Raw genomic sequence first — 21,975 nt, 5'->3', positions numbered from 1 at the left:
CCTTAAAATCTGCATGTACCCCCCAAGATGATATTGAATGGATTGATTCACAGTTTTCCCTGCTGCTATCCTCGCCCCCAATCCGTTATCCCTGTTTGCCAAAAAATATATCACTTCGATTGTAATCTCGTCAATATATTTTATGATAATAATAACAATAAACCTAATTAATTATTAAAAATAACATAAATATTTAGTGACAGCGATTACAAATTATTTCTGCACAACTCGGCTTTTTTCGATACATTCCCTTATATATCAATGATATATTTCAATGAATGCAGCGAAGTTGACCTTTATACGACCATAATATTCGTTATTTTTCTGTTATGAATATATAAAAAAACCCCAATGTCATGGAGACACCGGGGCTAACGTGAGAATATGACAATGCAGCTTACATTTCATCCGTATCGCGTGTTGCGTTATTCAAATCCCTAACAATGACGTCCGCTTGAATTAAAAGCCGCTCGTAATTGGAATCCGGGTTCAATATCCGCCACAGCAATTGATCGACGGCACGCATCCCAAGCAGTTCCTTATCGATGTTGACGGTTGCCATAATCGGCAGGTTATCGTACATATTATCAAATCCAGTCACCTGTACGCGGCCCGGTACGTCGATGCCCTGTTTCCTGAGCGCCTCCATTGCGAACATGGCGGTGATATCGTTGGCGCAAACAAACACTTCCGGAAGTTCGCTTCCGGCAAGGACCTTTTCTAACGCTGCGTGTATATTCTCAATCTCCGGGCTGATCAGGGATGGCAGCTGACGATGTTCGATTTTGTAATCGGCCAGCGCGGACGAGAAGCCGATCCAGCGCTCGTAAAAGCTCTGGGCATCTTCGATATTGCCGATGAACTGATACTTTTTATACCCTCTGCTGATCAGCTTGGTCATGATTTGTTTCATGCTGTGCATATTGTCGGTGAATACCGTGTCCGATTGAAAAGCCGGGTCCATGTGGTCCACCATGACCACGGGAATGTTCAGCTTCTTGATATCCATTAAATTTTGGGTGGATACCGAGCCCACCGTCACAATCCCGAGAATGCCCTGGGGATTTAGCAGAGTGAACATATGGTCATTCGATGGCTCCGTCAGCGTGAGAATGTCCAGCCCCTTCTGATTCAGGCGAGTAGATATGCCGTCAAACACCGGTCCCCAATAGAGGGATTCCCGATTTTGATAACGGACATTCGGGAATAGAACAAGCACCGCCCCCGCCCATTTCCTGTTCTCCGGATCTTGAAGCTGCTGGTTTTTCCCCGCGGCTTGGTTCGGCTGATCCTTAAAGTACCCCAGTTGCCCCGCTGCCTTCAAAATCATGTCCCTGGTCTGCGGGCTGACGCCCGACTTTCCCGACAAAGCACGGGATACCGCGAATTTAGATACGCCCGTGAAATCGGCAATTTCCTGAATCGTCACTTTCGTTTTCATCGTTATCTACCTACTTAAGTGCGAATTTGTCGTACATTTCCCGTGTTATTTATGTTAGTTTTTGTTAGGTTACAGACATAATATTATTTGAAAAAGCAGTCAAAGTCAAAGAATATCCTGCATTTTCTTGTTTTCATTTTTACAAAAACAAAAGCTGTCCTCTGGTCATGTTCAGACCAGCAGGACAGCTCCTCTCTTGTAAGAGATAATATTACGATATATTATGGTTTCTCCACGAGCAGCGCTTCCCACTGCAAGCCTTCCCCGGTGATTTCTGTCCGGAGGTCGGAGATGCTCTTCAATGCCTCCTCGCGGCGTGTCTCAAGTGTGATTACCGTTTCCTTGTATAGCTCACCTATCTTCTTCTGCGTAACGCTTGCCATTTTCGTTATTTCGGATTTTCTTGCGGCATTGCCCTTGGAGATCGCGGTTGTCTGTTCCTTAAACAGCTTGCTGTATTGGCTCTTAGCTGTTGCCTTGCTGATTTTCCCCTGTTTGTACTTCCACATCGGACTGTTCAGATACGACGTACTCGATCCGTTACGAAGCTTCCACATCGGGCTGTTTAAATAGCTTTCACTGACCATTTTGCTGAATTTCCATGCGGAACTGTTCAAATAGCTCGGGGTGATCGTCTTCTTGTATGTCCACATCAAGCTGTTCAAATAACCCTCGTTCATTTCTTTGCTTAGCTTCCAGAGGGTGCTGTTCAAATAATCCCGGTCTGCGGCTTTTGCATACTTCCACATCGGACTGTTTAAATAGCTTGGATTGATCAACCGTTCATATTGTGTCAGCTTATCCTTTAAATCACGGTTCCCTTCATACTTCAGCTTCAGCTGATCCAGATCTGCTTGAAGCTTCTCGTCCCACTGCTTTTGATCCTCCAGCACTTTTTTCTCCAGCTGATCCAGGGACGCATGGCTTGCATCATAAAACACCTTATATTTCTTGTCTACTTGTTTCTGGTAATTGTTATACGCATCTACCGTCTTCTTGTTATAGGATTTATACTCGCTCCATACTTGATTCATCCATTTCTGATCCGCTGCGTGAACCGTTGTTTGCGGAAATAGGACCGAGACTGCAAGCAAAAGGCTGCAGATGGTCAATACCGATTTTCGCACCAATCTCATCGAATTTCGCCCCTCTTTTATAGATAGTCAATAAGGGATATTTTACCTAATGGCATGTTGTCTTCCAATAGGAATTCCGAACCCCTAACTTTTAGACTATAACCTGCTTGCTCCGAGCTCGATTATTTCATGGTACATCGTACTTCATTCCCTAGCACCTTCGCGAAAAACATGCCTTTTTTTCGCGATTCCATTTTTCAAAGTGGGGGATATATACACTTCCTTAGTCCTGTAGTCACTAAGTATCAAGTTAGCTAGTTATAACAGCCCATCTTCGACCCGAAGCGCTTTCAGACGCTTGACCGGTCGAAAAATACGCTTATACAATTCGAGTCGTAGATTATGCCTTTTGAACCGAATAAGGGCCCTGACGGCAAATCGTCAGGGCCCTTTTATTATAACTGCAGGAGTAGAATCTACTTCTGCGCTTCAACTTCGGTTGAAATATTCCAGTATACGCCGTATTTGTCCGCAACGATCCCGTAGGCCGGGCTCCAGAACGTCTCTTGCAGCGGCATAACCACCTGACCACCTTCAAGCAGTGCTTCGTAGAACCGCTTCGCGTGTTCGGGTGCATCGGTCATGATGCAGATCTGAACCTGATTGCTGGATTCAACCGGTTGACCGGGAAATGTATCCGAAAACATCAGATCCGTCTCTCCTACCTTCAGCAAAGCGTGGGAAACGCGATCCCTCGCGCTCTCCGGCAGCGGAAAATCAGGGTTCGCCGGCATTTCGCCGAAGGTCTGAACCATAACGACCTGGGCATCCAACGCTTTTTCATAGAATTGAATAGCTTCCTTAGCATTCCCATCCATAATGAGATACGGATTCAATCGAAGTGTCATGGATCGTTAACCACCTTTTATTTTCATATTGAAGTAGATAACTCCTATTATCTCCCAACAGGATCACTTTAGCAAAATATGACGCAACTCTAAGACGGGAACATACTTACCTCATATCCATCCATACAGAAGTGTGAAGTCGGCGGTTACCTCCATCTCTCCATCCGGTATCCGTTCAATAAGCTCATCTGAAATGCCCCAGGATAACGGCGTCATGTGAATCAGTTGCTTCAGCTGCTCGGAATCCAGAATGACGCGATACCGAAGCTCTTCGAATTCGATCCGTCCAAAGTGACGGATGAACAGCTCCATCGTGCCGTCATTGGAATACGTCTCTTTACCTGTACCTGTATAAAGCAAAGCGCGAAGCTCCTGCAAATACATGCTCCCCGGAATTACCTTCACCAACATTCCGTCACTCATTAGCAGCCGCCTGAACTCCGAATAATTAGCCGGGGACAGAATATTCAAAATGTAATCAAACTGTTGGTCGGCAAACGGGCTCTGAGACAGGTCGGCCACGCACCACATAGGGTCCGGAAATGTCTTGGCAGCCGTTACAACTCCCTCTTTGGCAATATCCATACCCACACCGAGAACGTCCGGCACCATTCGCTGCTCCCGAAGCTTACGTAAAATGGCGGATAGATGGGAGCCCTCCCCGCAGCCTGCATCAAGCAGTCTTACGGGCTTCACGGATTCCTGGGACTTCAGTTCCTGGATCAGGCGAGTCGTTACCGCTTCTACTATGGGGCCGAAAAAGCCGCTGCCGCTGATCGTTCTTCGAGCCTCAAACAAGGCTTTATCGTATTTGGTTTTGGATGAATGGTTCAACAGGTTTACGTATCCCTGTCTGGATATATCATAGCAGTGCCCGTTCTCGCATTCCAGGCTGGCCATCCGTTCTACCTTCATGGCACCGCCGCAAATCGGGCATTGAAACATCTTCTCGTGTATCGAAAATTTTCGTGCTTTTTTTATCAATTTTTCATTGTTGGACACAGCAAAATCACCCTTTCATTCGATTGATCGCAATGAAAAAGGCACAGAAAAATAAACTCCGGCCGCAGTTGTCAAAAAAAATGGGCCGAGCCTACTTTGATCTGTACCTCACATTAACGTAAACGAATGAAATGGATCACGAAAAAACACGCTCCTGACATCAATTCGGGCAAGAGAGATGCCCTATTCCAATTTTAACACGCGAGCACAGAATGTAAACCTCCGGCGCAAGCATCCGGTTCAGCAAAAAATATCAAGAATTAGCTCCCCCTATGGACTATGATGAGTGCTTGAAGCTCTATCCACCTGCTCACTTAAAAAGACAAATATTAAATTCAAAATGACATATATATATTGCAAAAAGACGTAAATACTATTACAATGCATGTATCCGGAAAATCTCAAAACCTATCTCTAACCAAAGGAAGGAATGATGAGCTTGAATTGGTTTAAGAAGAGCACGGCTGAAGATGAGCGTATCGTCAATCTAAAGAACAAGTTATATAAAGAGGTGTATACCTTGATCATGATCATATGCAGCATTTCCGTTATCATCAAATCTTTTGCACTCCCGCGAACGGAGTCCCTCTGGCTGGAAATGCTGATCATACTGGGAGGAAGCTTATATTTTGGGATACGCAGCGTGGCGCTGGGGATTTACTCGGATGAAGTGGAGGTCCATGACCAGCGGAGCAAAATTTCGTTCAGCATGCGTACGGCGATATGGGGGCTCATTATCGGTGTTGCACTTGCTCTTTTTTTCGGTATCCGCAGCGCGATCCTGTTTGGCAATGACAACAGTGCGACCGAGCTCAAATATTTCTTCAGCGTTTTCTTGGTCTCACTGATCATCTACATCCCGCTCTTTGTCGGAGGGAATTGGTTGATCCACTACGGCGCCAACAAGGTAAGCCAGAAAATGTCACAGAACGATCCATTCGACTCATAGAAAGGGATATCAGGGGGACTGACGGATGAAAAACATCAAATTGAAGATGGCCCGCATCGAGAAGGATTTATCGCAGGAAGAACTGGCCCAGATCGTCGGTGTCTCCAGGCAGACCATCGGCCTGATCGAGCTGGGGAAATATAATCCGTCCCTCAGCCTGTGCGTGGCCATATGCAAGGCATTATCGCGTACTTTGAACGATCTGTTCTGGGAAGAGGATTAAGCGGCCAGCTCATGGCGGCGTTGAACCAACGAGCCGTAATCTCGGCTATGTTAAGGAGGTGATTCCCACATTCAAGGCAGAAAGCACTTAGTGGCGGGCATCTTTACACGTCCGTTCATACAATTTAAAAATCATACGACATCTTATAAGGAGTGATCCTCTGTGCCACTACATAACGCTAGAAAAGCATTCACCGTGTTTCTGCTCACCGCTTCTATCGTAGGAACTTCCCTAATCCCTCACGGAGATGCATATGCTGCTACCGCCGATTCCATCCAAGGCCAGGTTACAGAAGTTAAAACAGCCCGAACTTCGGATGAAAAGATTGCCGAGTGGGAGGACTGGGCCAAAGACCACGCGTACCGACTGGATACGATTCAACCCGCCGAGACGGCGGGCGGTCCAAACCAATATAAGGATCTGGCTATGCTAAAACCATTGCTGCAAGATAAACGTTTCGTGTTTCTGGGGGAAAGCTCCCACGGGGTTGGCGAGTTCAATCTGGCTAAGACCCGTTTAATTCAATTCCTGCATCAGGAGATGGGGTACAACGTTCTGGCCTTTGAAAGTGGTCTTGGCAATAGCTCCTTGGCTTACGGCCGGGCCGGACAGCAGAGCGCGGAACAAACGATGAAAGATTCCATCTTTGGCGTCTGGTGGTCCAAGGAGATATTGCCGTTGTTCGAATACATACAAACAGCACAAAAGAGCAAGCAGCCGCTCGTGCTGACCGGTTTTGACATGCAGCTGCAGCATCCGCTGTTGGATGGGCAATGGCTGCAGGATCAGGCCATGGCTAAGCGTCTAACGGAAGCTGAGAAGAAATTGTCAGACTACGCTCTTGGTACGGATCTTGCCGCATACCGCAAAGAGAAAAATCAGCTGATTCAAGTATACAAAGATGCCCTAAAATCCTTAAAGACGGAGGCAAACGAGTCTCATCTGAAGCGGCTATATCCAGATAACCCCAAACTGTCCATGCTGCTTGAAAGAAGCTTGAACGACCGGATTCGGGTAGCTCAGGAATATGTGGAGCTCTCCATCAAGTCAACCCTCGGCATGGAAAGCGGGGATTATGAACCGTTCATGGAATCGATGGAATGGCGGGATCAGGCGATGCATGACAATCTCATGTGGCTGGCAACCGAAGTATACCCGACGGAGAAATTCATCGTTTGGGGACATAACGACCACATCCGCAAAGCCCAAACGGAAGTGATGGGTTCGCCATATCCGGTGACTTTAATGGGAGAAAAACTCTCGGATGAAATGAAAAAATACAGTTACGTGCTTGGCCTGTATCCAGCCAGCGGACAAACCGCAGATAACATGGGGAATGTGCATGACGTTCTGCCGGCAGAGCCGGGATCCATCGAATCGATCCTGTCGGCCGCAGGCTCGCCGTATACCTTCGTTGATCTGCGGTACCAAAAGCGTGAGACAGGTAATTCCTGGATGTTCGAGCCGCGTTTTGCCTATAGCTGGGGCATGATTCCAGAGAGCTTAATCGCCCGTGACCAATACGACGGTATTCTGCTGATCGATGATGTGAACCCGCCTCAATATATGAGATCTTCCGCTTCATCCAAGGCTTCAGTGCCTGCCGAAGAATAAGGTGCTATCATTTTTTCTTAATCATATAAGAGTTTAATAGGTTAACATGCCAAGCATCCCCTGATCGTCTGCTTCTTAGAGCACATAAACTGTGAACTCTGGAGCGGACCAGTACGGGGATGCTTCTTTTTCTTATTTTCTAGCATGTTATTTTATCGAGATATTCCCCGAGGGGGTTTTGAGCTTCACCTCATGCTGCCCGTCACCGGAGCGTCCTTCCGTCTTCCGGTTGCTCTCCTTCCTGTCCCGAGCGGAACGGCAATGGACCGATGTCCGCTACCGGATTGCAGCATGACATGTCGCATCAGGCGTTTCTTCATCGAGCTGTATGTTGGTCAAGTTATGGATCCTATGGTTGTCCATCTTTGTTGTCGTACCACGATAATGTTGGACGGGTTGGAGGATATCCGTGCTGCTCCCTGAATTGCTTACGCACTTCGGTAAAGTCATGCCAGCTCTTCCCGCTCCCCGGATGATTGGCATGATATACGATGCAGCGAAACGCATCCTCCACGCAAGGATCCATCCAGAAACCGCTGCTCGCTTCCATCCGGTCCGTTAAAGCGGCAGCGTCTTCATCCTTGATATCTTCCAATGCGTAATACCCCAACTGGACTACGCGTTCAGCCACTTTCGGTCCGATCGAAGGAACCGTCTGAAACTGCGCCATTCCCCGGATATATTGGGCGCGGCTATCCGAAACACCTAGCACGCCGGACAATAACTCGATATCCATATGCGCAATATCGCTGAGCTTCATTTTGTTTGACCGCAGCTTTGCTCGCTCTTTGCCGGTTAACGGCAGCTTCGGCGATTTTCCCGGTATTTGTCGCGGCATCCTTCTCCCTCCTGTTCTTAATCAGCACTCCTGACGTTTAATATAAATCGAACATACTCACTTCATAGCCCTGGGCTTTCAGATAATTGAACATTTGCGCCCGATGATGCTGGGCATGCGTGACGATTTCAATCAGCCACTTGGCTTGGGTTGAACCATGCTCCAAGTAGAAGGGTTTCGTTTTCTTCTGCATAAATTCTTCATCTGTCAGTCCGCCCATGTAAGACTTCACATCCGCAAGTCCCTTCGTCATACAGGAGATCAGCTTGTCCTTGTCCACGCCGTCAGCGACGATGCTAGCTTCCAGCTCCCGGATCTCCGCTTCGCTCTTCTCTTGCAAAATTAACAGATCCGTTGCAGGCACTGACACCAGATGATGCACGAGCTCCTGAAGCGATCTCATATTATGGGCAGGCCTGTAATCCCAATGCTCCGGTGAAATTTTGCCGATCAGATTCGAACTGGTCCTAACGATAAGCTCCAGTTCCTCGAACAACAGCTGCTTCATTTCATGCAATTGATTCACGTTTCATCACTCCATTTTTTAGTTATAAGGGGTCTCTGGGTTCTACAGCCAGTATAGCGTATAATGGTGACAACTATTGTCATAGTCATCAAACAGATATGGAGCTGATCTTATGTCCAAATCCAAACGTCTCATGGAGCTGATGATGACCGTGAACCGGATGCGGAAATTCACGGTAAGGGAATTGGCCGATCAATTCGACGTGTCCTCTCGCACGATCTTGCGGGACCTGCAGGAGCTGAGCGAGCTGGGCGTTCCCCTCTATTCCGAGGTAGGACCGCACGGCGGATACCAGGTGCTCAAAGAACGGATTCTCCCCCCGATCGCCTTCAGCGAGGAAGAAGCCGTTGCGATGTTTTTTGCCAGCCACGCCCTGCGTCACTATCTATTTCTTCCCTTTGAAGCCGAGTCCTCTACCGCGCTTCAAAAATTTTATTATTACATGCCGGGTGATGTTCGTGACCGGATTGACCAGATGAAGAACCGTGTGGATTTTCTGACGCATACCAGACGGCAGAAGGCCGAATCTCTCGGCGTTCTGCTGGATGCCGCTGTTGATCAGCGAGTCGTTACGGTGGAATACGAGACCAAAGAAGGCTATACGGAGCGGAGCCTTCAGCCGGTGGGCATCTATGCAAGCAACGGCTTCTGGTATTGTCCCGCTTATTGTTTTCTGCGGGAGGATTTCCGTCTGTTCCGTTGTGACCGCATGCAGACCGTGGTATATGATACAACCGGAATCGAGCCGCGGGATCACCGCCATATCCATCTGGGCAATTGGAGGGAATACGGGGCAGAGAAATCAGTCTATACCCGGATGGTCGTTGATCTGAGCCGGGAAGGCGTTCAGCGCTGCGAATCCGAATTGTGTCCTGTTCCCCATGTTGACATGCAACCGGATGGAAGCGGACGGCTCGATCAGAGCGTTCCTGTCAGCGAAATTTTGTATTTTGCTAAATTTTTTCTCGGCTTAGGGAATGAAGCCACGGTGAAGGAGCCGCAGGAGCTGGTGGATTGCATGAAGGGGATTCTGAAGAAGGTTATGGCGAAATACGATTAAAGGTACCCAACATGGCTTGTAAAGCATGCGTTTGACGAAAAGATCAACCTTTTGTTACAATCTCACCAATACTGAGGAAAAGGATGAGAACGATGGTTCGTCGCTTGATAAGGTTTAAGAATGTCGCTACTGCATTAAGCTTCTAAGTAATGACCAACTCTACTTAGAAGCGAGGTATAAGAATGAAACAACATCGGTTCGAACACTGGTCCGAAATTAAGTATTTAAAGGATATTGTCACTAACCCAATGATTACAGTAGGAGAATACTCTTACTATTCCGGTTATTACGATCATCATGATTTTGAAGATGGTTGCGTTAGATACCTATGGGGGGATGAGAAATCCCGAAGGTTGTTTAATCCCATCGAAGAACATGGTTGGCATATAGATAAATTGATTATTGGCAATTACGTATGTATAGCAAGTGGTGTTATTATACTAATGGGTGGAAATCACAATCATCATCCTGAATGGATAACTGTGTACCCGTTTGTCGATCAGATTGAAACTTCTTACGCACCAAAAGGCGATACCATCATCGAAAGTGATGCCTGGATTGGAATGAATGCCATGATTATGCCAGGTGTGACCATTGGCGAAGGTGCCATTGTGGCGGCTGGTTCGGTTGTTGCAAAAGATGTCCCACCCTATACGATCGTAGGCGGCAACCCTGCTAAAGAGATGAAGAAACGCTTTACGGATGGAGAAATTGAGAAGTTAAAGGAAATGCGATGGTTCGATTGGGAACGCGAGAAAGTTGAACGAGCCGGTCAGATCTTGTCAAGTTCTTCTGTAAATCAATTATATGACTTTTATCAAAAAGAAATAAAGCCATACGTTTAAAACGTTAGAAAAAAACGGATGCAAATATCCCTTCTTGAATTCAAGAAGGGATATTTTTTACGTGGTCTTTCACATAAAAATGAAAAAGCGAAGAAATCTGCAGCTGTTCATTACAACCTATGGACCCCGTATTAGATATCCTAAAAAGGACACCTAACAATCCCCTTGGTAAACTGAACGGCCTCCCTTGACGGTCTCCACAATGCGGAGGCACCCCTTGCGCTTCTCCAGAAGCACGAAGTCGGCCTGTGCTCCTCTCTTCAGGCCATAGGGTTCCGCTTGCCCCATCGCCTCGGCGGGCCGGATGGAAGCCATGTCCCAAGCTTCAGGAAACGTGCACTGCCCCGACTGAGCCAGCCGCCAAACCGCATCGGCAAGCATCATGGCCGAGCCTGCCAACAGCTCGGGCTTGCGGGCGAGATGCAATCGACCCTCAGGCGTTAAGACAACATTTCCACCGATATGGGTCTCGTATTCTCCTGGCGGCATCCCGCTTAAATAGACGGCATCGCTGACGAGCAGCGCTTTGGACGACTTGGCGCGGAGCATCACCTTGATCACCGAATCCGGCAGATGGTTCCCGTCCGCAATGATTCCTGCCCACAGCTGATCTTGCGCAAGCTGCTCCCATATATAATTCGGATGCCGCGGCAGCGTCAGATGTGCGCCATTACCCAGATGGGTGGACATCGTGGCTCCTGCTTCCACGGCTTCCCGAATTTGCGCAGGCGTCGCAGCGGTGTGCCCGATCGATACGACGATTCCCGATTCGACGCACAACCGGATAAAACTCGGGGCATCGGGCCACTCCGGCGATAGGGTGACGATCCGAATCCGGTTCCCCGATGCCGCCTGCCATCTCGCAAACAATGCCCAGTCCGGCTCCTTGATATACCGGGAATCATGCGCTCCCCTTGGGCCTTCCTCCGGAGAAAGGAAAGGTCCCTCCAAATGAATCCCGCCTATGGTTGAACCGACCGCTTCATCCTCCAGGCAAGCCGCGTCGATAACCCGCAGCAATTGCTCGATCTCTTCGTCTCCGTTGGTAATGACGGTGGGGTAGTACAGCGTTACGCCTTTCTCCCATAAGCGCCGGGTTGCCTGAATGATCGTATCCGTTGTGAGCGGCAGCGAATTGAAATCATGTCCGTAACCGCCGTTAATCTGAAGATCGATCAATCCGGGAGCGATCCACGTCTCCTCTTCACCATCGTGAGGAAGTATCCGTTCTATCCCGCCGCCAGAGTCCCATTCTAGCCTTATTTGCTCCCCTGTTGCGTAATGACGGCCCATACGAACAAGTTCATGGCTATCCATTCCGGATTTCCCCGTACGACTCCCGGTCCACGTACAGCGTGCAATCCGAATGCTGCCGAAGAATGCTGGCAGGGCAGGCCTCGCTTATATCGCCGTACAGCGTCCTTTGTACCGCCGCTCGCTTGCTTGCGCCGGGAACGACGCAGAACAGATGGGCAGCCGACATTAAGGCCGGAATGGTAAGCGTAAGCGCGTATTTCGGAACCTCCTCCAAGCTCGCGAAACAGCCGTCATTCACCTGCTGTCGGCGACAATCCTCGTCCAGCTTCACCCGCTTTACCCATAACGGATCCGCAAAATCGGCAACGGGCGGATCGTTGAAAGCAATATGCCCGTTCTCGCCAATGCCGAGGACCACCATATCGATCGGCGCAGCGGTAATCAATCCGCTGTACCTGTCGCACTCCCCCTCAGGATCATTCATGCCGTCGATCAGATGCACCTCTCCTGGAGATACGAGATCAAACAGCCGCCGGGATAAAAAGTTCCCGAACCGCTGCGGGGCCGACTTGGGAAGGCCGATGTATTCGTCCATATGAAAAGCCGTGACTCGGCTCCAGTCCAATCCGTCCGATTGCACCAGCGCCGCCAGGCACTCATTCTGGGACGGGGCGGCTGCAAAGACGATGCGAATGCGCTCTTTCTCGGCCAGCAGGCGCTGCATGGCAACACGAATATCGGCGGCGGCCGCCTTCCCCATCGCCTCGCGCTGGTCATAAATGCGGACCTTCAGTTGATCCTGAACTTTTTCAAGCACAGGCTTTACGCTGCGCTGAGACATCATAAAGTCACCTCCATCCCTACAACACCGGTGTTCCGGTCTGCAGTTCGATTTCCTTGCGCTGGCGGGAAGCCTCGTAGGTGCCGAGAATAATCTCCAGCGAATGCCTGCCGTCCTTCCCGGTGATAACAGGCTGTCGGCCTTCGCGAACGGCAAGCGCCATATCTCGAATTTGCAGGCGATGACCGTCCGGTATGACTTTAAATGGCTCGAACTCAGGCAGCTGAATCTGCTGGCCATCGATCTCAAGGGATACGATTGTATCCTCTTCAATGACGAGCACGCCCTTATCCCCATGGATGACCAGCCGCTGTCCTTTGCCGTCGCAGGCCGTCGTCGTGATCTCCAGCACGCCGAGCGCCCCGCTCGCAAATTCAAGCGCAGCGATAACGGTATCTTCGACTTCGATATTGCGCAGAACGGCCTTGGCCTTTGCAGTCAAGGACGCAACAGGGCCTACGAGCCATTGCAGCATATCCACCGTATGGATTCCCTGATTCATCATCGCCCCGCCGCCATCCATGGCCCAGGTCCCGCGCCAGCCCGCACTGTCATAATAGGCTTGATCACGGTACAGCATGACATACGCCGAGCATAAACTCAGCTTCCCAAGCCGTCCTTCTTGAATGACCTGCCGGGCGTACCCGGCCTGCGGGGACATGCGCCTCGGAAAGACCGTTGCGAGAAGCACGTCGTTCTCGGCACATACCTCAATCATGCGCTCGACATCGTCGAGCCGGATCGCCATCGGTTTCTCCACCAGCACATGCTTGCCCGCCCGGGCAACCATCGCCGTCTGTTCTGCATGCATGCCGCTTGGCGTGCAGATACAGACGACCTCCACATCCTCGCGTGCCAGCAGTTCTTCCAAGGTGTTGCAGATATCTCCTCCGTACGTTTCGGTAAGCTTGGCGGCTGATTCCCGTTTCGTATCGAATACGGCGGCAAGCTCAGCCTCCTCCGTATTCAAGATGCCCTTCGCATGAATATCCGCAATAATCCCGCAGCCGATCATACCGAATCGGACGGGCAGCCTTTCCTTTGTCATGTTCCCTACGCCTCCTCCATACGCTCTGTTTTCGATGAAAGCCGTATACATTCCCTATTCCCGGATCAGGACCCGTGCTCCCTCATCGGCCATCACCGTAGCCTCCGAGGCTTTGTAAATATCTTCATGCGTGATGACCCCCTCTTCCCCCTCCACCCGGTTCAGGAAATCCTGAGCAAGGGAGAGGGGCGGCGGTGCCAAAGGCAAAGAACGCAGCTCCTGTTCGGTGATGACAAGCGCAACCTCATCACTCGATAATAAGGGATCGCCTTCCAGCCGAATTTCCGCAATGCCGTGCGTCCCCGTAATGAATATCCGGCCGTCTCCCCAAGTCCAGCTGCCAGCGGGTGTGTGCCAGTCGGCGTACAGCTGTGCCGTGATCCCGCCATCCATGAATACCTGCACGCCGGCTGCATCATAGAAGGTCGGGTATTCAGGCAGCATATGCTTCGCCAGATAACCGGATGCAGCCTCCACCTCCCGGCCCGTCAGCCATCGTAACAGGTCAAAATCGTGCACGAAGAGATCGTTAATGATGCCTCCGGATTGGGACTTGTCAAAATGCCAGGCTGGCCTCGATTCCGGATTCAGCCGATGCGGCTTACGCATCGAGATGTGGACGATGTCCCCTAACTCTCCCGCCCGGATCATCCGATGAATGGTATGCAGCGAAGGGCGGAAGCGCTCGGTCAGCATCATCCCTACCTCGATTCTTCCCCGCTCCAGAACGCCGCGCAGCCTGGTAAGCCCCGCCCGATCCGTCACAGCAGGCTTGTCGATCATGACGGGCTTGCCGTGCAGCTCGCACAGCTCAATGACATCCAGCTTCTCATGGTTGATAGCCGCGCAGCCGATAACGCTCACGCCTTCGTCGCTCAGCAGCGATTCCTGATCCCCTGTCAGTTCCAGACCGTACCGGTCGGCAAAAGTACGGGCTAGCGGCTTATTATCCGGTTCGTATACGCCTGCGCATTCGTAGCCCAGTGCCAGCATCTCCTCGATGAACATGCCGATGTGGGCATGCTGGCAGCCGATAATTCCAAATTTCCGCGCGTTCCCCGTCATCCGATCGACACCTCCACAGCCTGCAGCCACTCCTTGATGACCGACAGATCATAAGCAAGCCGTTCCTTCGGCGGATGGGGAGCTGCGCATTCCAGCGTAAGCCAACCCTCGTACCGGTATTCCCGAAGTCCTCTGAGCAGCCCGTCGTGATCCACTTCTCCTTCACCAAGGCGGCACTGCAGGAAGAACTCTTCCCCGTGACGGGTCAAATTCTTGAACGTTCCCGGTGCGCCCCCCTGCGCGATCCGCCGTTCATCCTTGATGTGCACATGGAACAAACGGCTTCCGAGCTGCCGGACCGACTCTTCCCCAAATTCCGTGTCCGTGATGTACATATTCCCTGCGTCATGAATCAGACCAACCTGGTCATCGCCGATCAAATCCAGCAGACGTAGAGCGCTATCTGTCGTCTCTACCAGGCTCTGGTTGTGAATCTCCAGCACGATCCGTTTTCCCGCAGCGCGGGCTTCCTCCGCGCATTTCCGAATCCAGAAAGCCGCCTTGTCATAATGATAATCCTCCGCCAGGAAGGCATTCGGCCCTCCTTGAAAGATCCGTATCATCCCCGCCTCCAACATGACCGCGCGTTCAAGCAGGCCCATAAACTGATCGTAAGCCTCAGCGCATTCCGCATCTCCGCTTGTCGAGAAATGTCCCATATAACCAGCCAATGCAGGAATCTCCAAGCCATGGCCTTCCGCAACAGCCTTCATTTCGCGTACCCGCGGCAGCGAAGCTTCCGGACTTAAGTGCGGCTCGCGGCAGGCAATTTCGATTCCGTTAAAACCGAGCCTGGCCGCGATCGACATCGCTTCATGGATGCTGTAATCGATTAACGATCCGCTGAATGCCGCTATTTTCATCTTCTCTTTCATCCTTTCCATCACAGACATGGCCCCTTCCGGAGCCGATAGTAACGTTAGTAACGTTCATTATTTAATCCCGGCCATATTGTGGTTCTGCACAAAATATTTCTCGGCAAACAGGAATACCAGCAGGATCGGAACCAGACTGACCAGTGCGGCTGCGATCATAAGCTGTTCATTGCCGGTCCACTGGCCTGACAAGGAGAGAATGCCGATGGGCAGCGTATACTTCTCATTCGAGGTCAAATAAATGACAGGCGTCAGAATCTCGTTCCACTTGCCCATGAACGTAAAGATCGCCAGCGTCGCCAGGGTAGGCCTGGCCATCGGAATAAAAATCCGCAGGTAAATCTGGAACGGATTGCAGCCCTCCATCTTGGCCGCCTCCTCGTACTCCTTAGGTATATTCATAAAAGCCTGTCGCATGAGGAAAATCCCAAACGGCTGAGCCAGCCATTCGATAATCCACAGCGGCGTGAGCGTATCCAGCATGTTCAGCTTATTAAAAATGATAAAATGCGGGATGATGATGACCACCGCCGGAATCATCATCGTACCCAGCACCATCACGAACAGCACACTTTTCAGCGGAAAGCGCAGTCTTGCGAACGCATAACCGACCATCGAGCAGGAGATCAGGGCGCCGATGACGGACAATGCGGCTACGAAGACGCTGTTGAGCGTGTAGCCGCCAATATTCCCAAGCTGGAACACCTGGGCGTAATTGGACCATTGGAATACTTCAGGGATCCAGCGGGGCGGAACCGTGGTATATTCCTTGTAGGTTTTCAATGAATTCATAAGTGCCGACAGAAACGGCACGATCATGATGAGCGAGCTGATCCCAATCAGCACGTATCCGATACTTTTTCCCAGCAGCTTTCTTCTCATTTGAGGCCACTCCTTCCTCCGATGCGGTTCCAAATCCCCGGTTCCATCTTGATCGCTTGATCAGTCATAATGCACCCACTTCTTTTGGGCCCGAAGCTGTATCAGCGTCAGCAGGAACAGGATCATGAACAGCACCCAGGCAATGGCGGAAGCATACCCCATCCTCATAAAGGTGAACCCTTCGCGATATAAATACAGCATCATGACTAGGCTGGAGTTATTCGGACCTCCCGCCGAGCTGATGTCGCCCCTGCCGGTCAGCACATAGATCTGTTCGAATGCCTGGAAGGTAGAGATGGTGCTCATGATGACAACCAGGAAGGTCGTCGGCGAGATCAATGGAACGGTAATATACCGGAATTTTCGCAGGGCTCCAGCACCGTCAATCTCCGCAGCTTCATACAAATCTCCGGGAACGCTCTGAAGTCCCGCCAGATAAATGACCATAATATAGCCGATCCCTTTCCAGACCGCGATGAACACGAGCAGCGGAATCGCCAGCTTCGGGTCCTGCAGCCAGCCTTGCCCTTCCAGCCCCAGCTTGGCAAGCAGCGTATTCGCCAAACCGAAGCGAGGGTTGAATACGGCGTCAGCAACATACAGGATGACGGTCCATGAGGAGATCACCGGGATAAAATGGGCCATCCGGAACCATTTAAGCCCTTTCAAACGCTGGTTTAGCGCAACGGCCAGCACCAAGGCCAGAAAGGTCTGGAGCGGCACGAACAGAACCGCAAAATACAAGGTATTCCACAGGGAACGCCAGAACATCGAATCCTCGGCCATGCGCCGGAAATTATCCAATCCGCTCCACTCGGGCGGATTCAGCATGTCATAATCGGAGAAGCTGAAGTACAGGGATGCGGCGAGAGGACCCGCCACAAAAATGATAAAGTGGAGAACATAGGGGGAGGCCATGAGCAGCCCCCATCTCCCCTCATGATCCCATTTCCGTTTTCGGGCGGGCTTTCCGTGCGGCATCGGATCGGCTTTGAGTGCTGCATTGTCGTTTAGCGTATTGTCCATTTCACTCCCGCCTTTCTTCCACCCTTGGTTTTATTTTTTATAGAAATCATCGAGGACCGCCTGAACGGCTGCGTCCGCTTCGCTTAAAGCCTGATCGATGGTTGCATCCCCCAGGAAGGCACGCTCCGCATGCTCGTTGAATTTGCCTACCCATTCTTCCCAGACCGCGTTATTGTCGAGCGTCTGTGCGAACTCCAGGCTATCCAGGAAAGCTTGGCGATTAGCAGGCTGCTCTCCCGCCTTGAGGAACACTTCGGATTCCGCAACGGATTTTTTCACGGGCACGGCTTCGCCAAGCTCGGTCCACTGCTTCTGCACATCGTCTTCCGTAGCCCAATATTTAATCCACTCCCAGGCAGCTTCCGCTTTCTCGTCGCTTGACTTCTGATTAACCACCCACGAGTTGGCAATGACCGGGGACACCCGCTTGCCGTCAGGTCCCTTCGGCAGCAGCGCCACATCGTAATTCAGACCGGCTTCATTCGCTGCCTGCACCCGGGCATAAATGCCGATCCGCATGGCGGCCGATCCGCTTGGGAACACGGCGGTATTGCTCTGGAAGCTCTTCAGATCGACCGGATCCGTAATGATGCCGCGCTGCATGCCGTCGACCATCCATTCGAACGCCTGCTTGTTCTCAGGGGAATTGATGATCGAGTTCTCCGCTTTCTCGTCAAGGGTTCCACCGCCGTAGGATTTCATCACGGAGAACCAGCCCTCGGTAATGCTGAAGAACGTAAGCCCGAACTGATTCACGCTGGCTGCGTCGAACCCGCTGTCCTCGGCCGTTTTTCCGCCGGCATCCACCGTCAGCTTGGCTGCCGATGATTTCAGATCCTCCCAGGTCCATTCATCCGAAGGATACGCTACGCCGGCCTTATCAAACAGCTCTTTGTTGTAAAACAGCACGCCGACCTGTATGCCCTGCGGCACGCCCCAATAGCGCCCGTCCGCGTCCTTGTTGAAATCGAGGCCGTAGTACTCATCGGCTTTCAGATCCCTTGCAATCCAATCGGTCAGATCCTTGGCCGCGCCCCGCTGGGCGTATTTCATCACGTAGACGCCGTCGGACAGCCATACGTCCGGCGCCTGGCCGGCCGCGATCTGCGTATCCAGCTTCTGGTAGAACTGCCCGTAAGGCGCGCTCTGCGTTTTGACCGTAATGTTCGGGTGCTGTTTCTCGAACTGCTCGATCAGCTCCTTCATCTTCGCATCGGAGCTGTCGCTGGAATAATACCCAAGCAGGATTTCTACCTTCTTATCTTCCTCGCCGCCTCCGGTGCCGGAAGATGCGGTGCCGCTCTGACCATCGCCAGCATTTCCGCATCCGCTTACAATGATGGATATCAGCAATAAGGCCGTTACCCAGCTGTAAAACCCTTTTCTCTTTTTCACAATCCTCGCCCCCTATTGTTTGAAATGGATTAATGCGATTGTAGTTGATAACGACCGAATGCGCCCATGTGCTTTCTTAGCCCACTTGTGATTTCTTGCTGCGGCATCATGGTTTTTTATTTACAACTTGTGTTTTTTTGCTACAATGTTCCTTACATTCCCTACTTCAATGCGAGGAAGGCGGAAGAGCGATGAACATCCAAGGCGTTTCCACCGGTAATCTGACCATTAACCAACGTTTGTTCGTGCTGATCACCCTATTCATTGGCCTCCCCTTCTTTCTGCTCGGCAGCTTCTGGTACCAGTCGTCAACTGAAGCGATTGAACAGTTTGCCGCAGGCGCTAACAAGCGTATCATCGAGCAAACCAACGTCTCGCTGGATTCGTACATATCCAATCTAGAGAATTCCACCTATCCCTTTATTCACAACCCTCAGATCCAGCAATTTCTCTCGGCTGCCCAGCTTACTCCCTATGCCTACTTTCAGCTTGCCAAAAAAGTGGAGGACGACTTGTTTGCCCAGATGATTTACGGCAGATCCGACATTATCGGAATCTCGCTCGTCGCCGAGAACAAAAGACAAATTACCGATTACGAAAGCGCGCCGGGACTGCTCGACATGAGTGAAATCCGCAAACGCAACCGATCCTATCAGGCGCAGCTGGATCAATTCAACGATTTCCAAATCATCGGCCTCAGCCGGGTAGGAAACACGCCAGCCCTTACCGTAGCCCGGAAGCTGTATGACAATTCGTCCTTTCTCTATAAAGGCTTATTGATTGTCGACCTCAATCTGAAGCAAATCGGAGCCATCTGCTCTAACGATTCGCTGGGGGGCTTTGACGTCTGGATCATGGGCAAGGATGGGCAGATGATCTACCACCCGGATCCGAGCCGGGTCGGAACCCCAGTCGAACCGGGGCTGTTAACACGTATTCAAAACCGGGACTCCTCCTTCTTCCAGCATCAAGACACCGTTTCGGGCACCGAAAAGATGGTCCTGCATGAACGCTCGCAGATCACCGGCTGGACGGTTGTTGCCGATCTGCCGCTGAACAATCTCATCGGCGGTTTAATCACCCAGCGCAATTACTCGCTTGCGGCCGCAGCCGTTCTCATGATCATTGCATTGGCGCTTGTGGGCGGCTTCTCCTTGTCTTTAACAAGACCGCTCTCCATGCTGCAGAAGCTGATGGCCCGCGTTGAGCGGGGGGATTTTGTGCTTCCTACCAACGTGAACCGGTTCCGCAACAATGAAATGACCGCCGTGTTTCATAGCTTCTACAGCATGACGGGAGAGCTGAAGCGGCTGATCCGGGAGGTCCAGGATTCCCAGCTGAAGGAACGGGAGCTCATGATCAAGCAGAAGGAATCCGAGCTCCGCTCCATGCAGTCCCACATCAACCCGCATTTTTTGTACAATTCATTGGAGATTATTAATTCATATGCCATTGCGGACGATCATATGGAAATCAGCCGCATGACGAGGGCGCTGGCCCACATGTTTCGTTACAATATCGGTCATGCCGGATCCGTCGTTCCGCTGCGGGAGGAGATGACGCATGTCCAGTACTATCTCGACCTTCAAAGCGCCCGTTTCCGCAGGCTCCGGATCGATATGAACCTGAACGAACGGGACCTGGATCGCGTAAACGCCGTCAGGCTGACGCTGCAGCCGATCGTAGAGAATGTGTTCATCCACGGATACCGGGGAAAGAAACCAAGCTACCTCGGGATCAGCTCCCGTGCGGAGGCGGGCTATTTTGCCATCATCATCCGGGACAAGGGGATTGGCATGACGGCGGAAACGCTGTGGCAAATCAGGCAAATCCTGCAACCCCGCGAGAAGCCGGGTGAAGGCATGCTGCCAAACGACGGAGAGGAAACCACCAGCGGCATCGGCCTCTTGAACGTGCATCAAAGACTTCAGCTTACCTTCGGTGACGAGTATGGCCTGCAGCTTGTGGAATCCGTGCCCTTGGAAGGCACGATATTTGAAATCAGACTGCCGTACAAGACTAGCGAGGAGGGACAACATGTACCGGATCATGTTGATAGATGACGAATACGCCATTCATTTAAGTTTGCGAAAGCTTGTTGAGAGGTCGGGTCTTCGGTTTGAGGTTGCCGGCGAAGCTGAAGACGGGGTTGAGGCCTTGGAATTGCTGGAGGATAGCCGGCCCGACATCATCGTGACCGATATTTGCATGCCTGAAATGGATGGACTGGAATTTATCCGCCGTGTGCGGGAATCCCATCCCCAGATGTTTTTCATTATCCTGTCGGGCCATGACAACTTCGAATTCGCGCGTCAGGCCCTGCGCTATGGCGTTTCGGACTTCCTGCTGAAGCCCATCGATCCTGCCCAGTTCCAAACGACGCTGGAACGTGCCTGCAGGGAGCTGGATGAGCGGAAAGCGCGGTTCTCCCGGCAAACGGAATGGACGCTTGCGCAGCAGCACCATAAAGCCAGGCTGGCTGAGCTGCTGTATTCTGCCGATGAACAGGGAGCGCTGGAACAAATTCGCGAGATCATGGCTCTTTTCGAGACGAGCGGGCCAGAAGAAGTCAGCGTGTCACGTTACGCCCATATGCTGATGCAGGATCTGCTGACAGCGATGAAAGAACGCGGTTTGCTTCTTGCGATGGAGATTGGCGAGGATCAATGGCCACAGGACGATCCCATTGCCTGCAGCCGTCAAATACAAGATAAGATCAAGGAAATGCTGGCGCTGATTAAGGGCTCCCGAAATCTAGGGTCTCGCCACAATATTCAGAAAGCCAAACGTTACATTGAAGAGAATTACGCGATGGAGGATTTGTCCTTGCAGGAGGTAGCTGATTCGGTAGGGATGTCGGTCACGTATTTAAGCCGCACCTTCAAGAGCGAAACGAATATGAACTTCGTAAAATACCTGGTGCAGGTACGCATGGAAAAAGCGAGGGAATTGCTGGCGGAGTCTGAGCTTTCCGCTCAGGAAACAGCCTACCGCGTCGGTTTCTCGGACTATGTCCATTTCAGCAAAACGTTCAAAAAATTTCATGGCCTCACCCCTTCCGCTTACCGAAAGCAGTGCAAGGCCATGAATGGAGAATAAATTCG

The 21,975-nt window shown here is 51.2% G+C and carries 21 protein-coding genes; 7 read left to right on the top strand and 14 right to left on the bottom strand.

What is annotated here, in order from left to right; genetic code table 11:
* Positions 1-397: 397 nt before the first annotated feature.
* The 4 genes from MKY82_RS06600 to MKY82_RS06585 all read right to left on the bottom strand — a co-directional run bounded on the left by MKY82_RS06600 (position 398) and on the right by MKY82_RS06585 (position 4,427).
* Positions 398-1,441, bottom strand: a complete 1,044-nt coding sequence (locus MKY82_RS06600) for a LacI family DNA-binding transcriptional regulator (RefSeq protein ID WP_194541268.1) — start codon at positions 1,439-1,441, stop codon at positions 398-400.
* A gap of 221 nt (positions 1,442-1,662) precedes the next feature.
* Complete coding sequence (locus MKY82_RS06595) at positions 1,663-2,577, bottom strand: hypothetical protein (protein ID WP_194541267.1); 915 nt, start codon at positions 2,575-2,577, stop codon at positions 1,663-1,665.
* A gap of 416 nt (positions 2,578-2,993) precedes the next feature.
* Positions 2,994-3,425, bottom strand: a complete 432-nt coding sequence (locus tag MKY82_RS06590; RefSeq protein ID WP_220686315.1) for a VOC family protein — start codon at positions 3,423-3,425, stop codon at positions 2,994-2,996.
* Between the two features lie 111 nt (positions 3,426-3,536).
* Positions 3,537-4,427 carry a putative RNA methyltransferase gene (locus tag MKY82_RS06585; RefSeq protein ID WP_339295776.1) on the bottom strand — a complete coding sequence of 297 codons (891 nt, stop codon included), beginning with the start codon at positions 4,425-4,427 and terminating at the stop codon, positions 3,537-3,539.
* A gap of 433 nt (positions 4,428-4,860) precedes the next feature.
* On the opposite strand from MKY82_RS06585, the gene MKY82_RS06580 reads away from it, so the two are divergent.
* From MKY82_RS06580 to MKY82_RS06570, 3 genes are all read left to right on the top strand, one after another.
* Complete coding sequence (locus MKY82_RS06580; protein ID WP_339296643.1) at positions 4,861-5,376, top strand: DUF6773 family protein; 516 nt, start codon at positions 4,861-4,863, stop codon at positions 5,374-5,376.
* Between the two features lie 25 nt (positions 5,377-5,401).
* On the top strand, positions 5,402-5,599 hold the full coding sequence (locus MKY82_RS06575) for a helix-turn-helix transcriptional regulator (RefSeq protein ID WP_339295775.1): 198 nt from the start codon (positions 5,402-5,404) through the stop codon (positions 5,597-5,599).
* 162 nt (positions 5,600-5,761) lie between these two features.
* Positions 5,762-7,213, top strand: coding sequence for an erythromycin esterase family protein (locus MKY82_RS06570; protein ID WP_220686317.1), 1,452 nt, complete (start codon positions 5,762-5,764; stop codon positions 7,211-7,213).
* 349 nt (positions 7,214-7,562) lie between these two features.
* On the opposite strand, the gene MKY82_RS06565 is transcribed toward MKY82_RS06570, so the two are convergent.
* Positions 7,563-8,051 carry a helix-hairpin-helix domain-containing protein gene (locus MKY82_RS06565; RefSeq protein ID WP_220686318.1) on the bottom strand — a complete coding sequence of 163 codons (489 nt, stop codon included), beginning with the start codon at positions 8,049-8,051 and terminating at the stop codon, positions 7,563-7,565.
* 37 nt (positions 8,052-8,088) lie between these two features.
* Positions 8,089-8,577 carry a DinB family protein gene (locus MKY82_RS06560; protein ID WP_194541262.1) on the bottom strand — a complete coding sequence of 163 codons (489 nt, stop codon included), beginning with the start codon at positions 8,575-8,577 and terminating at the stop codon, positions 8,089-8,091.
* 112 nt (positions 8,578-8,689) lie between these two features.
* On the opposite strand from MKY82_RS06560, the gene MKY82_RS06555 reads away from it, so the two are divergent.
* Both MKY82_RS06555 and MKY82_RS06550 read left to right on the top strand, forming a co-directional pair.
* A complete protein-coding gene (locus MKY82_RS06555) occupies positions 8,690-9,637 on the top strand; it encodes a YafY family protein (protein WP_220686320.1) in 948 nt (315 codons plus the stop codon).
* A 182-nt stretch (positions 9,638-9,819) separates the two neighbouring features.
* Positions 9,820-10,482 carry a CatB-related O-acetyltransferase gene (locus MKY82_RS06550; protein ID WP_220686321.1) on the top strand — a complete coding sequence of 221 codons (663 nt, stop codon included), beginning with the start codon at positions 9,820-9,822 and terminating at the stop codon, positions 10,480-10,482.
* Between the two features lie 153 nt (positions 10,483-10,635).
* Here MKY82_RS06550 and MKY82_RS06545 read toward each other — a convergent pair whose 3' ends face one another.
* The 8 genes from MKY82_RS06545 to MKY82_RS06510 all read right to left on the bottom strand — a co-directional run bounded on the left by MKY82_RS06545 (position 10,636) and on the right by MKY82_RS06510 (position 18,871).
* Positions 10,636-11,799, bottom strand: a complete 1,164-nt coding sequence (locus tag MKY82_RS06545) for an amidohydrolase family protein (protein WP_339295774.1) — start codon at positions 11,797-11,799, stop codon at positions 10,636-10,638.
* Positions 11,792-12,583, bottom strand: a complete 792-nt coding sequence (locus MKY82_RS06540; protein WP_194541259.1) for a glucosamine-6-phosphate deaminase — start codon at positions 12,581-12,583, stop codon at positions 11,792-11,794. The genes MKY82_RS06545 and MKY82_RS06540 overlap by 8 nt, the downstream gene beginning before the upstream one ends.
* 16 nt (positions 12,584-12,599) lie before the next feature.
* Entirely contained in the window at positions 12,600-13,628 is a 1,029-nt protein-coding gene (locus MKY82_RS06535; protein ID WP_194541258.1) for a Gfo/Idh/MocA family oxidoreductase, read from the bottom strand.
* Positions 13,629-13,682: 54 nt separating this feature from the next.
* A complete protein-coding gene (locus MKY82_RS06530; RefSeq protein WP_194541257.1) occupies positions 13,683-14,693 on the bottom strand; it encodes a Gfo/Idh/MocA family oxidoreductase in 1,011 nt (336 codons plus the stop codon).
* Positions 14,690-15,556, bottom strand: coding sequence for a sugar phosphate isomerase/epimerase family protein (locus MKY82_RS06525; RefSeq protein ID WP_220687504.1), 867 nt, complete (start codon positions 15,554-15,556; stop codon positions 14,690-14,692). Before MKY82_RS06525 ends, MKY82_RS06530 begins: the two co-directional genes overlap by 4 nt.
* Before the next feature lie 69 nt (positions 15,557-15,625).
* On the bottom strand, positions 15,626-16,450 hold the full coding sequence (locus tag MKY82_RS06520; protein ID WP_220686323.1) for a carbohydrate ABC transporter permease: 825 nt from the start codon (positions 16,448-16,450) through the stop codon (positions 15,626-15,628).
* A 60-nt stretch (positions 16,451-16,510) separates the two neighbouring features.
* Positions 16,511-17,476 (bottom strand): sugar ABC transporter permease, encoded by a 966-nt coding sequence (locus tag MKY82_RS06515; RefSeq protein ID WP_194541255.1) that lies wholly within the window; start codon positions 17,474-17,476, stop codon positions 16,511-16,513.
* Positions 17,477-17,506: 30 nt separating this feature from the next.
* The gene (locus tag MKY82_RS06510) at positions 17,507-18,871 is read right to left on the bottom strand and encodes a sugar ABC transporter substrate-binding protein (RefSeq protein ID WP_194541254.1); all 1,365 of its coding nucleotides are present in this window, start codon (positions 18,869-18,871) and stop codon (positions 17,507-17,509) included.
* Between the two features lie 191 nt (positions 18,872-19,062).
* Here MKY82_RS06510 and MKY82_RS06505 point away from each other — a divergent pair, with 191 nt between their 5' ends.
* Positions 19,063-20,934: a histidine kinase gene (locus MKY82_RS06505; RefSeq protein ID WP_339295773.1), complete on the top strand. Its 1,872-nt coding sequence runs from the start codon at positions 19,063-19,065 to the stop codon at positions 20,932-20,934.
* Complete coding sequence (locus tag MKY82_RS06500; RefSeq protein WP_339295772.1) at positions 20,909-21,970, top strand: response regulator; 1,062 nt, start codon at positions 20,909-20,911, stop codon at positions 21,968-21,970. The genes MKY82_RS06505 and MKY82_RS06500 overlap by 26 nt, the downstream gene beginning before the upstream one ends.
* The last annotated feature ends 5 nt before the right edge of the window (positions 21,971-21,975 follow it).

The organism is Paenibacillus sp. FSL W7-1279, from assembly GCF_037969845.1.
Taxonomy (GTDB): domain Bacteria; phylum Bacillota; class Bacilli; order Paenibacillales; family Paenibacillaceae; genus Paenibacillus_AQ.
This window is presented reverse-complemented; position numbering and strand designations above follow the sequence as displayed.

Coding starts and splice junctions, on each gene's coding strand:
- MKY82_RS06600 (WP_194541268.1), bottom strand. CDS start 1,441: ATGAAAACGAAAGTGACGATTCAGGAAATTGCCGATTTCACGGGCGTA.
- MKY82_RS06595 (WP_194541267.1), bottom strand. CDS start 2,577: ATGAGATTGGTGCGAAAATCGGTATTGACCATCTGCAGCCTTTTGCTT.
- MKY82_RS06590 (WP_220686315.1), bottom strand. CDS start 3,425: ATGACACTTCGATTGAATCCGTATCTCATTATGGATGGGAATGCTAAG.
- MKY82_RS06580 (WP_339296643.1), top strand. CDS start 4,861: ATGAGCTTGAATTGGTTTAAGAAGAGCACGGCTGAAGATGAGCGTATC.
- MKY82_RS06575 (WP_339295775.1), top strand. CDS start 5,402: ATGAAAAACATCAAATTGAAGATGGCCCGCATCGAGAAGGATTTATCG.
- MKY82_RS06565 (WP_220686318.1), bottom strand. CDS start 8,051: ATGCCGCGACAAATACCGGGAAAATCGCCGAAGCTGCCGTTAACCGGC.
- MKY82_RS06555 (WP_220686320.1), top strand. CDS start 8,690: ATGTCCAAATCCAAACGTCTCATGGAGCTGATGATGACCGTGAACCGG.
- MKY82_RS06550 (WP_220686321.1), top strand. CDS start 9,820: ATGAAACAACATCGGTTCGAACACTGGTCCGAAATTAAGTATTTAAAG.
- MKY82_RS06545 (WP_339295774.1), bottom strand. CDS start 11,799: ATGGATAGCCATGAACTTGTTCGTATGGGCCGTCATTACGCAACAGGG.
- MKY82_RS06540 (WP_194541259.1), bottom strand. CDS start 12,583: ATGATGTCTCAGCGCAGCGTAAAGCCTGTGCTTGAAAAAGTTCAGGAT.
- MKY82_RS06535 (WP_194541258.1), bottom strand. CDS start 13,628: ATGACAAAGGAAAGGCTGCCCGTCCGATTCGGTATGATCGGCTGCGGG.
- MKY82_RS06530 (WP_194541257.1), bottom strand. CDS start 14,693: ATGACGGGGAACGCGCGGAAATTTGGAATTATCGGCTGCCAGCATGCC.
- MKY82_RS06525 (WP_220687504.1), bottom strand. CDS start 15,556: ATGAAAATAGCGGCATTCAGCGGATCGTTAATCGATTACAGCATCCAT.
- MKY82_RS06520 (WP_220686323.1), bottom strand. CDS start 16,450: ATGAGAAGAAAGCTGCTGGGAAAAAGTATCGGATACGTGCTGATTGGG.
- MKY82_RS06515 (WP_194541255.1), bottom strand. CDS start 17,476: ATGGACAATACGCTAAACGACAATGCAGCACTCAAAGCCGATCCGATG.
- MKY82_RS06505 (WP_339295773.1), top strand. CDS start 19,063: ATGAACATCCAAGGCGTTTCCACCGGTAATCTGACCATTAACCAACGT.
- MKY82_RS06500 (WP_339295772.1), top strand. CDS start 20,909: ATGTACCGGATCATGTTGATAGATGACGAATACGCCATTCATTTAAGT.